Annotated in this window: 13 protein-coding genes; 6 read left to right on the forward strand and 7 right to left on the reverse strand. The window is 66.0% G+C overall.

Features of this window, described 5'->3' with window-relative positions; genetic code table 11:
* Positions 1-117: 117 nt before the first annotated feature.
* Positions 118-672, forward strand: a complete 555-nt coding sequence (locus F792_RS0107145; protein WP_018168984.1) for a ComF family protein — start codon at positions 118-120, stop codon at positions 670-672.
* 19 nt (positions 673-691) lie between these two features.
* On the opposite strand, the gene ubiA is transcribed toward F792_RS0107145, so the two are convergent.
* The 7 genes from ubiA to F792_RS0107180 all read right to left on the reverse strand — a co-directional run bounded on the left by ubiA (position 692) and on the right by F792_RS0107180 (position 7,628).
* Positions 692-1,561 (reverse strand): 4-hydroxybenzoate octaprenyltransferase, encoded by an 870-nt coding sequence (gene ubiA / locus F792_RS0107150; RefSeq protein WP_018175637.1) that lies wholly within the window; start codon positions 1,559-1,561, stop codon positions 692-694.
* A gap of 64 nt (positions 1,562-1,625) precedes the next feature.
* Positions 1,626-2,192, reverse strand: a complete 567-nt coding sequence (locus F792_RS0107155) for a TlpA disulfide reductase family protein (protein WP_018168985.1) — start codon at positions 2,190-2,192, stop codon at positions 1,626-1,628.
* Entirely contained in the window at positions 2,189-4,507 is a 2,319-nt protein-coding gene (dsbD, locus tag F792_RS0107160; protein ID WP_018168986.1) for a protein-disulfide reductase DsbD, read from the reverse strand. Before dsbD ends, F792_RS0107155 begins: the two co-directional genes overlap by 4 nt.
* A complete protein-coding gene (gene cutA, locus F792_RS0107165; protein ID WP_018168987.1) occupies positions 4,495-4,836 on the reverse strand; it encodes a divalent-cation tolerance protein CutA in 342 nt (113 codons plus the stop codon). The genes dsbD and cutA overlap by 13 nt, the downstream gene beginning before the upstream one ends.
* Positions 4,837-4,839: 3 nt before the next feature.
* Positions 4,840-5,637 (reverse strand): efflux RND transporter periplasmic adaptor subunit, encoded by a 798-nt coding sequence (locus tag F792_RS0107170; RefSeq protein WP_018168988.1) that lies wholly within the window; start codon positions 5,635-5,637, stop codon positions 4,840-4,842.
* A gap of 38 nt (positions 5,638-5,675) precedes the next feature.
* On the reverse strand, positions 5,676-7,052 hold the full coding sequence (locus tag F792_RS0107175; protein WP_018168989.1) for a TolC family protein: 1,377 nt from the start codon (positions 7,050-7,052) through the stop codon (positions 5,676-5,678).
* Positions 7,053-7,088: 36 nt separating this feature from the next.
* Positions 7,089-7,628 (reverse strand): thioredoxin family protein, encoded by a 540-nt coding sequence (locus F792_RS0107180; protein ID WP_018145208.1) that lies wholly within the window; start codon positions 7,626-7,628, stop codon positions 7,089-7,091.
* Between the two features lie 207 nt (positions 7,629-7,835).
* Between F792_RS0107180 and F792_RS0107185 the strand changes: the two genes are divergently transcribed.
* The 5 genes from F792_RS0107185 (at position 7,836) to F792_RS0107205 (ending at position 12,279) form a co-directional block, all read left to right on the forward strand.
* Positions 7,836-8,318, forward strand: coding sequence for an FxsA family protein (locus F792_RS0107185; RefSeq protein WP_018168990.1), 483 nt, complete (start codon positions 7,836-7,838; stop codon positions 8,316-8,318).
* Positions 8,319-8,470: 152 nt separating this feature from the next.
* Complete coding sequence (groES, locus tag F792_RS0107190) at positions 8,471-8,761, forward strand: co-chaperone GroES (protein ID WP_018145210.1); 291 nt, start codon at positions 8,471-8,473, stop codon at positions 8,759-8,761.
* Between the two features lie 51 nt (positions 8,762-8,812).
* A complete protein-coding gene (gene groL, locus F792_RS0107195; protein ID WP_018175630.1) occupies positions 8,813-10,477 on the forward strand; it encodes a chaperonin GroEL in 1,665 nt (554 codons plus the stop codon).
* Positions 10,478-10,926: 449 nt separating this feature from the next.
* A complete protein-coding gene (locus F792_RS0107200) occupies positions 10,927-11,568 on the forward strand; it encodes an OmpA family protein (RefSeq protein WP_018168992.1) in 642 nt (213 codons plus the stop codon).
* Between the two features lie 201 nt (positions 11,569-11,769).
* On the forward strand, positions 11,770-12,279 hold the full coding sequence (locus F792_RS0107205) for a thioredoxin fold domain-containing protein (RefSeq protein WP_018168993.1): 510 nt from the start codon (positions 11,770-11,772) through the stop codon (positions 12,277-12,279).
* Positions 12,280-12,590 lie beyond the last annotated feature (311 nt).

The raw sequence follows: 12,590 nt of genomic DNA on the forward strand, positions 1-12,590 counted from the left end.
CTGGGGGAGGCCCTGTACCCCGGTCAGTGCGGACTGTGCCTGGCCCCCGGCCCGGCGATCTGCGCGGATTGCCGGGCGGATCTTGCGCCGCTCGAGCACCCCTGCCCCACCTGTGCGTTGCCCCTGCCGGTCGCCGGCGTGTGCCCGGCTTGCATCCGCCGAGCGCCGGTCCTGGATGCGCTGCATGCCGGCTGGGCCTATGCCTGGCCGCTGGATCAGCTGATCCTGGCCTACAAGCACGGCGCCAATGCACGGGCCGAACGCATCCTCGCGGCCCTGGCGGAGCAGGTGGCGGGCCGTCTGGTGGGCGAGAACGGCGATCTGCCCGATCTAGTGCTCCCCGTGCCGCTGCATGGCAGGCGGCTGCGCGAGCGGGGTTTCAATCAGTCGGACTACCTGGCGCGGCGTGTGGCGGGGGTGCTGGATGTCCCGCTGGATACCCGCGGACTGCGGCGCATCCGCGCGACCGAGTCGCAGCAGGCGCTGGGTCGCAAGGCGCGGCGGCGCAATGTCCACGGTGCGTTTGCCTGGGACGGTTCGAGCCTCGCCGGGCAGCATGTGCTGGTGGTGGATGACGTGGCGACCACGGGCGCGACGCTGGCTGCACTGGCCGAAGTGCTGCGCCGCGAGGGTGCCGCACGGGTGGAGGGACTGGTCCTCGCGCGCGCCTGAGGGTGTGCGGGCGCGGAATTCAGGCCCCCAGGTGGTGGTCGGCGATCATCGCCAGAAGGATGACGGCGCCCAGGTAGTGGTTGTTTTTGAAGGCGCGCAGACAGTCGGCGGGTTCGCGTTCGAAGATCAGGAACTGCTGGTAGAACATCAGCATTGCCACCACCACGAGCCCGGCGGTGTAGTAGCCACCGAAATCGGCGTGCTGGCCGACGAGATAAAGCCCCAGCCACACGAGAACCTGCAGCCCGCCGGTGATCAGGCGGTCGAGTTCGCCGAAGGCGATGGCCGTGGATTTCACCCCGATCTTCAGGTCGTCTTCGCGATCCACCATGCCATAGAAGGTGTCATACACCACCGTCCACGCCAGCACGGTTACGAACAACAGCCAGGCCACTTCGGGCGGGTGCTCGCCGGTGACGGCGGTGAACGCCATGGGCACGGCCCAGGCAAAGGCGGCGCCGAGATGGACCTGCGGGAAGTGGTGGAAACGCTTGGAGAACGGGTAGGTGCCGGCCAGTGCCACCGCCACCAGGGAATACAGGATGGTCAGCCCATTGGTGAACAGCACCAGGACGAAAGCGACCACGCTGAGGGCCACGAAGGTACCCAGCGCCTCGCGTGGGGTGATGGTGCCGAGCGCCAGCGGTCGGTCGCGGGTGCGCGCCACATGGCTGTCGAAGTCGCGGTCGGCGTAGTCGTTGATCGCGCAGCCCGCCGAGCGCATCAGCACCACGCCGGCGGCAAAAATGAAGATCAGGTAGGCCGGCGGCCAGCCCTCGGCCGCCACCCACAGGGCCCAGAAGGTGGGCCACAGCAACAGGTAGATGCCCACCGGGCGATCCAACCGGATCAGGCGGGCGAGTTCCCACAGGCGTTCGCGCTCGGTCATGGCGGCCAAGCTTACCAGCCTTGCGGCGCCAGGGCGCCGGGTGTCGCTCCGGCGTCGGGGGGCGCTACAGGTGCGCCTCCAGCCATTCGTCCAGGTCGGCCGGTTCCACCTCGCCACGATGGGTGTCGAGGATGGTGCCTTCGCGGTCGATCAGTACGGTGTAGGGCAGGGCGCCGATGCGGTTGCCGTATTCCCGGCCGATCGCGACCGCGTCGTCCTGGCCGATCAGTACCGGGAATCCGATGCCGAAATCGTCGACGAAATGCTGCGTGGCTGTCTGCTCGTCCACGGCGACCGCGACGATGGTAAAGCCATCCTCCTGGTTGGCATCAAAGGTGTCCTGGAACAGCGGCATCTCCTTCTTGCAGGGCGGGCACCAGGTGGCCCAGAAGTTCAGCACGATCAGGTCGCCGTCCCACTCACTGAACTGGCGTTCTTCACCGGCGAGGTCGGGCAGGGTGAAGTCGATGCGCTGATTGCCCTGGGTCTCCTCGGCGGCGACCTCGGTGGCCGCGTTGGCAGAGGTTGCCCCGGCGTCCATCTCGGGTTCCGGGTCACCACAGGCGGTCAGGATCAGGGCGCTGGCCGTGGCGACCACCACCCCTGCGAGTGCGTGCTTGCGGTGTTTCATGGTGTCACCCCGATGGCGCTTTCTACATGTGCCAGGAAGCGGTCGGCATTCAGGTAGCCGACATTGCGGTAGTTGCGCAGCTCGTTGCCGTCGCGGTCATAGAAGATCATCGCCGGCGGCCCGAACAGATTGAACTGACGCATCAGGTCGCGGTGCTCGGAGGTGTTGTCGGTCACGTCGGCCTTCAGGAGGTGCACGTCGCCCATGGCCCGGATCACGCGCGGGTCCTGGAAGGTGGTGCGATCCAGCCGCACACAGTCCACGCACCAGTCGGCGTAGAAGTCGAGAAACACCGGCTGGCCGTTTTCGCGGGCCCGGGCCACTTCGCGTTCCACGTCCTCCAGGCTGTCGACGTAGGTGAACGCCATCTCGGTCGGCCCGGACTGCTCGCCCGTGGCCGTCACCGCGGGCTGATTGAACGTGGCCAGCGGGCGGAAGATGTCCTTGCCGCCGGTCGCCGCGCCGAGCATCAGCAGCACGCCGTAGATCAGGATCACCACACCCAGCCCCTTCCACAGGCTGTACCAGCCGGAGACATTGTCCGGCAGGGTCCTTAGTGCGCCCATGTAGACGGCGGTCACGATCAGCAGGATCGCCCACAGGAACATCGCCACCTCGCCCGGGATCACCCGTTCGAGCAGCCAGATGCCGATGGCCAGCAGGCCGACCCCAAACACCGCCTTGATGGTATCCATCCAGGGACCGGCCTTCGGTAGCAGGCGCCCGGCGGAGGTGCCGATGACCAGCAGCGGCGCCCCCATGCCCATGCTCAGCGCGAACAGCGCGATCCCGCCCAGCACTGCATCGCCAGTGTGGCTGATGTAGAGCAGCGCCCCGATCAGCGGTGCGGTCACGCAGGGGCCGACGATCAGGGCGGAAAGGAAGCCCATGATGCCGGCGCCTGCGTAGGTGCCGCCTTCCTGCTTGTTGCTGATCTGCGAAAGCTTGCTCTGCACGCCGGCCGGCATCTGCAGCTCGTAGAAGCCGAACATCGACATCGCCAGCGCGATGAAGATGGCCACGAAGGTCCCGATAATCCAGGGGTTCTGGAAGGCCGCCTGCAGGTTGGCACCCGCCAGGCCCGCGAATACGCCGGCAATGGTGTAGGTCAGGGCCATGGCCAGCACGAACACAAGCGAGATCAGGAATGCCTTGCGTGTGGTCAGGTTCTTCTGCCCGATGATGATGTTCGACAGGATCGGGATCATCGGGAACACGCAAGGGGTGAAGGTCAGCAGCAGCCCGAAGCCGAAGAAGGCCAGGGCTACCAGCCAGATCTGGCCGTCTGCCAGCTGGGCCGCGATGCGGTCCTGCTGGGTGACCGGTGCCGCGGCCTCGTCGTCTTCCGCAGCCCCGTCGCCGGTTTCCGGAAGGGCGTCGGTGTCGGCCTCGGCGGCCAGATCGGCAGCAAAGGAAACCGAGACCTCCTGGGTCAGCGGCGGGTAGCACACGCCGGCGTCGGCGCAGCCCTGGTAGTCGATCGCCAGGGTGATGTCGGAGACGTCATCCGCGTCGCGCAGGACCGGAACAAGGATCTCGACCTGGCCCCGGTAGACCTGGCTCTCGCCAAAGAACTCGTCTTCCTGGAGCTCACCGTCCGGTGGGTTGACCGGCCCCAGCTCGATGCCATCGCCCTCGGCGATGCGCACATCCAGCTGCTCACGGTAGAGATAGTATCCCTCGGCAATGTCGAAGCGCAGGATCGCCGCGTTCTGGCTGATCGCCTCCAGCGAGGCGGCAAAGGCCTTCTCCGGTTCCAGCAGGTCATCGGCGGCGCCGAGGTCGCCGGACAGGCTGCCCAGGTCACCCAGCGCGCTGCGTTCTTCCCCGGCATCTTCGTCCGCGCGGGTCTCGCCATTGCCGCTTGGCAGGCCGGGCAGCTCGATGGATACGGTCTGGAAGTGCGGCGGGTAGCACACGCCCAGGTCCGCGCAGCCCTGCGAGCGCGCCGTCAGCTCGATGCTGGTGCTGTCGGCCGCCTTGATCGGCAGCTCCACCTGCACCTGGCCGCGATAGGTCTCGACGCGCCCGAAGAATTCGTCCTCGCTGACCTCGCCATCCGGGATCTCGGCCTCGCCCAGTTCCAGCCCGTCGCTTTCCGGGGTGAAGTCGAACTGCTCGCGGTACATGTAGTACTCGTCCGCGATGTCCCAGGTCAGCCGTACCGTGTCGGCGTCGATCGCCTCAGCGCTCAGGGCGAAGGCGTCATCCGGGTCCAGTAGGTCGTCCTCGAAGAGGGCGTGCGTCAGTCCCGGAGCCAGCAGGAGTGCGACCAGCAGGGTTGCCAGCCAGGTGCGCGGATTCATGAGGTGCATTGCGTTATCCAGTCCAGGTAATCGGGCAGCCCGCGTTCAATCGGCAGGGCGATGATCTCGGGTGTGTCGTAGGGGTGTTGGTCAGCCAGCTGCGTCTGGAGTTCGTTCAGGCGCGCAGGCGCGGTCTTGATCAGTAGAGTGACTTCGGAGTCGATTTCGATATTCCCTTTCCACATGTAGATCGAGCGTCCGGGCGGGAGGATATGCACGCACGCGGCCAGACCCTGTTTCACCAGGGCGCCGGCCAGGGTCTCAGCCGTGTCCGGGTCGTCGAGTGTGGTAATGACCAGCCAGGCGTGGGCGCTGGATGGCGATTGCTCATTGCTCATGTATCAGGAGTCCCGTTCGATCCGTGCAGGCTGACCCGGGCGCAGTGGGGTGTCGTCCATCGGTGAGAATTCGACCTCGACGCGGTAACCCCGCTCGGGCTCTTCGCCGGTCGGCTCCCAGCCGATGGTCACAATGGTGCCGGAAAGACGCTGGTCGCCGACTACGACCGTAACGGTCTCCCCGGGTTCCAGGTCGGCGGCGGTGGCGGCCGGGACGGTGGCCACGGCGCGCATCGGGTCGATGGTGCCAAGGATCGCCAGGACCGGCGGCAGCAACGCCGGATTGACGTACTGCCCCGTGTTGGCGTCGAGGCGCACCAGGCGCCCGCTGGCCGGGGCGCGGATGGTCGCGTCCTCGAGATCGGCGCGGATGCGGTCGCGCTGGGCGCGGGCCTCGGCCAGGCGGGCCGCGACGGTCGCGTAATCGATACGTGCCAACTCCAGTTCGCGGGCGGCGATCAGGGTCTGGTCGTAGAGATCCTCGGCCTTGTCGCGCTCGCGCTCGGCTTCGTCCAGCTCCATCTGCAGGCGTTCCATGGTCGCACGGGCGGCGCGCAGGTCGGCATCGCCGCGCCGGGTATCCAGCCGGAACAGGACGTCGTCGGCCTCGACCCGGTCGCCGGCGCGGGCCTCGATTGCCTCGATGCGGCCTGCGATCGGGGCAGTAATGCGGTGGCGCTCACCCCAGTCGAGTTGGGCCGCGAAGCCTTCCTCGGCCAGTAGAGGCATGGGTGCCAGGGCGAGCAGGGCCAGCAGGCTGCCGGTGGTCAGCAGGGATGGGACATGGAATACGTGGGGCATGGTCAGGTCTCCCGTCCGGTCGCCGGTGGGTGGGCGGCTCAAGGGTTTTCGTCCGTGGCGCGGAACGGGCTCAGCTCGTCGCGCCCGCTCAGCAGGGCCAGGCGCTCGTAGGCCAGGGCCAGTTGGAATTCGGTGCTTGCATTGAAGTGCGCCGCGGCGCTTTGCTGGACCATCGAGTCGCCCAGGTCGGCCTGGTCCTCGATGTCGTACAGGTAGCGCGCGCGGTCGATGTACAGCTCGCGGTAGTCCATGCGCCAGGCGGCCTCGTCGCGCTGGGTTCGTAGTGCGCGGATCTCGTCGTACAGCTCGCGCAGGCGGTTGCGCGCCTCGATGCGGGCCTCGCCCAGTTCGGCCTCGGCTCGATGGCGGGCGGCGACGGCCTGGCCCACCCGGCTGTCGTGGCGGCGGCCCTCGTACAGCGGGATTTCCAGGACCAGGCCGGCGGCGAACGGGTTGCGATCGCCGCCACCGAGGTCGCGGTGCCACCAGCCGGATTCGGCCTCGGCGTACAGGCGCGGGCGCCGCTGCGCGCGCGAGGCCGCCACCTCGCGGCTGGCGGCCTCGACGTGGCGGCGCTCGGCCATCAGGCGCGGACTGGTGTTGTCGAGTTCGGCGAGCAGCGCATCCAGTTCGGGCAGTTCGGGCAGATCCAGGGGCAGCATGGGGGCGAGTACGGTACGCACGCGCCGGTCCGGGCGGTTCAGGGCCTCGGCCAGCGCGGCCCGGGTGCGGGCCTGGTCCTGCAGGGCGCGGGTACGTTGCACCCGCAGGGTCTGGTATTCGGATTCCAGGCGGAAGACGTCGATGTCCGAGACCTGGCCGCGCTGGTTGCGCTCCTCGGCCCGTTCCTTGGATACGTAGGCGGCGGCCATGGCCTCGGTGTCGCGGGCGAAGGCGAGATCCGCCAGCAGCACGTCGAAGTAGCGCTCGAGGACGTGGATGCGGTGACGGGCATGGGTCAGCGCTTCCTGCTGGCGGGCCGCCTCCAGGCGCTGCTCGCTGGCGGACTCGCGCGCATGGGACTGGCCGAAGTCGCTCAGCAGCTTGCGCGCGACGATGGCGGCGCGGGAGTCGTTGCGGGTGCGGTCTTCGACCAGGTCGTTGGGCTCGATCCAGCGGGCCTCGAGCCGCGCGTCCACGCGCACATCGCGCTCGGCCCGAGTCGCCTCCAGGGCGGCGCGGGCCTGTTCGCGGTCGGCGCGCGCCTGACGCACCCGGGGGTGCAGGGCGTCGACCCGCTCCAGGGCGTCACCCACCCGCATTGGGTTGGGCAGCGGGCCGAGGCCGGTCGCGCCGCCGGCTTCCTGCGCAGTCGCCGGCCCGGCCAGGGGCCACAGGAGCAGAATGGCCAGTAGCAGGCGAGCCAGGGGCCGCCGGCGTCCGGTGCAGGACGAGCGGGGGTGCATCGGCGACATCAGGCGTCGATCCTCGGGAGTGGCAAGAAGAGGGGTTTAGCGGCCGTCTTGCTCGCGCTTGAAGCGCGTGAAGTTCTGGTCCTTGTAATGCCCCTCGGCGACAAACTCGCCCAGTTGCAGGAATTCGCGGGAGTCGCGGGTGGCCCCGGTGAAGCGGGCGATGGGTTCGCCCTCCAGGTTGAAGAACTGGAACACCGGCGTGGCGCGTACCCGGTAGTCGCGGGTGGCCCAGTCCATCTGGGTCTTGGTCTCGCCCTCGAAGGTGACGATCTCGATGGCGCCCTCGACATCGACGCTGAACACCCGGAAGTGCTCGCTGAAGTATTCCTGGACCTCGGGCTGGTTCAGCACCTGGTTCTTCATGCGGTGGCAGAACGGGCAGTCGGCCATCTCGAAAAAGATCAGGATGCCTTTCTTGCCGGCCGCGCGCGCGTCTTCCAGCTCTTCGGGGAACTCGCCGAAGGTCGGGTCGAAGAAGTGGTGTGTCGGATCGCGCGGGTCTTCGACCGCGGCGGTTGCCAGAGCCGGGACAAGGAAGGCCAGCAGGGCCAGCATCAGGATTGGATTACGCAACATGAGCCGTCACTCTCCGAATATGTAGATAGCCGTATGCACCAATGACGTGCAGGAGACTGGCTTAATTCCCTTTGTCGTGCAAGGACAAAGGGGCGAGCTACCCGCGAGTGCCTGGATATCGGAGTATCCGCGCATCAGCGGGGTTCCAATCGACACCACCCGGGGCGCATGTTCCAATAAACAGGCCTGATCTGCGGAACCCCTTCGATGCGCAACCCCCTCTTTCCCCTGTTTGTCTTTCTCGGTCTGGTGCTGCTCGAGATCTTCGGCTTCGCCTGGGTGGGCGATGCCGTGGGCGCCCTGATGACGGTGGTGCTGGTGATCGTCACGGCGGCGGCCGGGCTGATGTTGTTCCGATTGCAGGGCTTCTACCATTGGCGGCGGCTGCAACAAAGCCTGGCGCGGGGGGAGGTTCCGGCGCGCGGGCTGGTCGAGGGCTGGCTGCTGATGTCGGCCGCCGTGTTGCTGTTGCTGCCGGGGTTCTTTACCGATGCCGCCGGCTTCGTGCTGTTGATTCCGCCGCTGCGGCGCTGGGCGGCGGCCGGCATCCTGCGCCGCGGCATGGTCCGCACGCGCACCGGCGGCCCTGGTGGGCCGCCGGGCGGCGGTACCATCGAGGGCGAATTCCGCCACCACGACGATCGCCCCGAGGCGCCGAACGATCGGCTGGACCACGACGACCGTCGCTGATTCACGTTTCTGGCCCCGCTTTCGTAACGCGCGCTCTTGACTCGCCCTTGTGTGCCCCTATTATTAGCACTCGTCAGGGGTGGGTGCTAACAGGGTGCCTGCCCGACAAACCAATTTTCCTGTTTGAGACATTTTATTAAGGAGTTCGCGCCATGAACCTGCGTCCTTTGCACGATCGAGTCATCGTGAAGCGTATGGAAGAAGAACGCACCACCCCCGGCGGCATCGTGATCCCGGATTCCGCGGCCGAGAAGCCGATCCGTGGCGAAGTGGTTGCAGTAGGCAACGGCAAGATCCTGGACAACGGCGAAGCCCGTCCCCTGGACGTGAAGGCTGGTGACACGGTCCTGTTCGGCAAGTACTCCGGCACCGAGGTCAAGGTCGATGGCAACGAAGTCCTCGTGATGCGCGAAGACGACATCATGGCCGTCATCGAGGGCTGAACGCCCCGAACCGCGACCGTCTAACACGAATTTTCAGGAGTAGAACGAATCATGAGCTCTAAAGAAGTACGCTTTGGTACCGACGCCCGTACCCGCATGGCCAAGGGCGTGAACACCCTGGCCAACGCCGTGAAGGTCACCCTCGGTCCGAAGGGCCGCAACGTGGTCCTGGACAAGGCCTTTGGTGCCCCGACCGTGACCAAGGACGGCGTGTCCGTGGCCAAGGAAATCGAGCTGGAAGACAAGTTCGAGAACATGGGCGCCCAGCTGGTTAAGGAAGTCTCCTCGCAGACCTCCGACACCGCCGGTGACGGCACCACCACCGCGACCGTGCTGGCCCAGTCCATCGTCCGCGAGGGCATGAAGGCGGTCACCGCCGGCATGAACCCGATGGACCTCAAGCGCGGCATCGACAAGGCCGTGAAGGCCGCCACCGAAGAGCTGAAGAAGCTCTCCAAGCCGTGCACCGAGCACAAGGCGATCGCCCAGGTGGGCTCGATCTCCGCGAACTCCGACACCGCGATCGGCGAGATCATTGCCGATGCGATGGACAAGGTCGGCAAGGAAGGCGTGATCACCGTCGAGGAAGGTTCCTCGCTGGAAAACGAGCTGGATGTCGTCGAAGGCATGCAGTTCGATCGCGGCTACCTGTCGCCTTACTTCATCAACAACCAGCAGAACATGAGTGCCGAGCTGGAGGATGCCTACATCCTGCTGTTCGACAAGAAAATCGCGAACATCCGTGATCTGCTGCCGATCCTGGAAGGCGTGGCCAAGGCCAACAAGCCGCTGCTGATCATCGCCGAGGACATCGAAGGCGAAGCCCTGGCGACCCTGGTCGTCAACTCCATGCGCGGCATCGTCAAGGTCGCCGCCGTGAAGGCCCCGGGCTTCGGTGATCGCCGCAAGGCCATGCTGCAGGATATCGCCGTGCTGACCGGTGGCCAGGTGATCTCGGAAGAAGTCGGCCTGTCGCTGGAGAAGACCACGGTGGAAGACCTGGGCCGCGCCAAGAAGGTGCAGGTGACCAAGGAGAACACCACGATCATCGACGGCATGGGGTCCAACAAGGACATCAAGGGCCGCGTCGACCAGATCCGTGCGCAGATCGAGGAAGCGAGCTCCGACTACGACAAGGAAAAGCTGCAGGAACGCGTGGCCAAGCTGGCCGGCGGTGTGGCCGTGATCAAGGTCGGTGCTGCCACCGAGATCGAGATGAAGGAGAAGAAGGCCCGCGTCGAAGACGCCCTGCACGCCACGCGTGCGGCGGTGGAAGAAGGCGTGGTTCCCGGCGGTGGCGTGGCCCTGCTGCGTGCCTGCGCCGCGATCACCAAGCTCAAGGGTGACAACGATGAGCAGACCGCCGGTATCAACATCTGCCGTCGTGCGATGGAAGAGCCGCTGCGCCAGATCGTCTACAACTCCGGCGACGAGCCGTCCGTGGTCCTCAACCAGGTCCTGGAAGGCAAGGGCAACTACGGCTACAACGCAGCAAGCGGCGAGTTCGGCGACATGATCGACATGGGCATCCTGGACCCGACCAAGGTGACCCGTTCCGCGCTGCAGAACGCCGCATCGGTCGCTGCCCTGCTGATCACCACCGAGGCCATGATTGCCGACATCCCGAAGAAGGATGACGGTGGCGGCGCCGGTGGCGACGACATGGGCGGTATGGGTGGCATGGGCGGCATGGGTGGCATGGGCGGCATGATGTAATTCGCCGCTTTACCCGTGCATCGCTGATGTACCTTGGGACCCCGCTTCGGCGGGGTCTTTTTGTCTGACCGGTACCGTTTCCTGGGGTCCGGGTTCGGGTGCCAAATCCGCGGTTTCAGGAACCCTTAGCAGGGTTGTGTGTCTTCCGGAGTACAGCTTGCCGGAATATGTCTGTGCGATTCGGGTTCTGTCTGTTGCAATATCGAAACAGGGCAGTCGAAAGTCACTGGATATTCGGAAATTTACGGAATGTGACGATGTTGTGATGTCGACACATAATTTGCGTTCCGATGCGTGCAAAACCCGAACTTGTGTGCCACTATCAGGGTACTGTAGGGGGCTTGGCGCAAGGAGCTCGCTGCTTTGGATTGCGGTCGCGGCGCGTACCATGGTGGTCGCGCGGTTCAACCCGGGTCCGACGTCTATTGTTTTTACAAGGAGGCTTTGCAATGAATCATAAGCTCGTTAAGAATCTTCTGGCCGCTTCCGTGGCCTCGCTGGTGCTCGGCGCCGCCGGGCAGGTTGTGGCGCAGGAACCGCCGGCCGCCAACGTGACCGACCGTAGCGGCAAGGTTGTGGTCGATCGCTCCGGCGAATGCGTGCGTACGCGTTCCTGGACGGAAGAAAACGTGAAGTTCCCGCATTGCGCGGGCTACATCGAAGAAGTTGCCGAGGCCCCCGAGCCCGAGCCGGCGGCTGCCCCGGCGCCGGAGCCGGAACCGGAATTCACCACCACCACGCTGAGCGCCCAGGCCCTGTTCGACTTCGACAGCGCTGATCTGCGTTCCGAAGGTCGTTCCGCCCTGCGTGATCTGGCCCGCAGCCTGACCTCCGACGACGCCGAGTACAGCTCGGTGCTGGTCGAAGGCCACACCTGCACCATCGGCCCGGCCGACTACAACCAGGGCCTGTCCGAGCGTCGTGCCCAGGCAGTCACCGACTTCCTGGCCAGCGAAGGCGTGCGTGAAAGCGACATCCGCACCGTCGGCTACGGTGAAGACCGCCCGACCGCCGACAACTCCACCCAGGAAGGCCGCGAAGCCAACCGCCGCGTGGAAGTGACCTCCGACGTGCGCAAGCGCGCCGACTAAGGTCGCCGGCAAGACCCTGACCGCCGGTTCGCCGGCGCGTTGGAATCAGGCCCCGCTCCGGCGGGGCCTTTTTTGTGGGCAACTCGCGGGCGCCATTCGGCGGACCTTCGGGCCGGCCGGAGGCGGGGGCGCGATTGCTGGCTCTTCAGCCTGCGTTAATGTGGCAGCCCTAGACTGGTTCCAAACACCCAAGGATCCATGATGACCATGACCCTCAATACGAACCTTCCCCGCTCCCCGTTCGCCTCGATGCTGCTGCGCTCCGGTGCCTTGTTGGTCGGCATGCTGCTGGCTACTGCGGTCGCGGCGGGCGGCGTCGAACGCGCCACGGACCTCCAGGCGCTGAACACCCAGGGCGATGGCAAGGCGACCGTGATCATGTTCGCGTCGAGTAGCTGCCCGTACTGTGATCGTGCCGAACAGCGCTATCTCGGCCCGATGACCGCGGACCCGGCCCTCCAGGGTGTGAATATCCGCAAGGTCATGCTGGATCGCGAAGAGGTGCGCGATTTCGACGGCACGACCAAGCTGGGCAGTGAGCTGGGTCGTGCCTACGGCGTGCGGGTGGTGCCGACGATCATGGCGTTCGATGCCGAGGGCCAGCCGGTCGGGCGTCCCCTGGTGGGCATCCCCAACGAACAGCTCTACCGCAGCCAGATCCGCGTGCGCATCGACGCCGCGCGCAACGGCGCTCGCGATACCTCAAGCTAGGGAGACTCTGGTCAACGCGCACTTCGCGATCGCGCCAGAAGTGGTGTGGGTATGGAATGACAGGTTTGTCGTTCTGGGCTCAGCGAGGCCACCCCGAAAGTCCGCTGGGTTGCATTCCACGGAGATCGCCACGGCGCTTCGCGCCTCGCGATGACGGGCCAGCACCGGCATTGAGAAGATCTTCAAGGTGAGATCATTCGAGCGCCGATCACCACCGAGAGCAGGTTTGAGCACCTCCGTGAACTCCGTGTCCTCTGTGGTTAAACCGGCATGGATCTTTTCTTCGTACCTTCGTGTGCTTCGTGGTGAAA

The sequence above is a fragment of the Thioalkalivibrio sp. ALMg9 genome, assembly GCF_000380625.1.
GTDB classification, from domain to species: domain Bacteria; phylum Pseudomonadota; class Gammaproteobacteria; order Ectothiorhodospirales; family Ectothiorhodospiraceae; genus Thioalkalivibrio; species Thioalkalivibrio versutus.

Coding starts and splice junctions, on each gene's coding strand:
- ubiA (WP_018175637.1), bottom strand. CDS start 1,561: ATGACCGAGCGCGAACGCCTGTGGGAACTCGCCCGCCTGATCCGGTTG.
- F792_RS0107155 (WP_018168985.1), bottom strand. CDS start 2,192: ATGAAACACCGCAAGCACGCACTCGCAGGGGTGGTGGTCGCCACGGCC.
- dsbD (WP_018168986.1), bottom strand. CDS start 4,507: ATGCACCTCATGAATCCGCGCACCTGGCTGGCAACCCTGCTGGTCGCA.
- cutA (WP_018168987.1), bottom strand. CDS start 4,836: ATGAGCAATGAGCAATCGCCATCCAGCGCCCACGCCTGGCTGGTCATT.
- F792_RS0107170 (WP_018168988.1), bottom strand. CDS start 5,637: ATGCCCCACGTATTCCATGTCCCATCCCTGCTGACCACCGGCAGCCTG.
- F792_RS0107175 (WP_018168989.1), bottom strand. CDS start 7,052: ATGTCGCCGATGCACCCCCGCTCGTCCTGCACCGGACGCCGGCGGCCC.
- F792_RS0107180 (WP_018145208.1), bottom strand. CDS start 7,628: ATGTTGCGTAATCCAATCCTGATGCTGGCCCTGCTGGCCTTCCTTGTC.
- F792_RS0107185 (WP_018168990.1), top strand. CDS start 7,836: ATGCGCAACCCCCTCTTTCCCCTGTTTGTCTTTCTCGGTCTGGTGCTG.
- groES (WP_018145210.1), top strand. CDS start 8,471: ATGAACCTGCGTCCTTTGCACGATCGAGTCATCGTGAAGCGTATGGAA.
- groL (WP_018175630.1), top strand. CDS start 8,813: ATGAGCTCTAAAGAAGTACGCTTTGGTACCGACGCCCGTACCCGCATG.
- F792_RS0107200 (WP_018168992.1), top strand. CDS start 10,927: ATGAATCATAAGCTCGTTAAGAATCTTCTGGCCGCTTCCGTGGCCTCG.
- F792_RS0107205 (WP_018168993.1), top strand. CDS start 11,770: ATGACCATGACCCTCAATACGAACCTTCCCCGCTCCCCGTTCGCCTCG.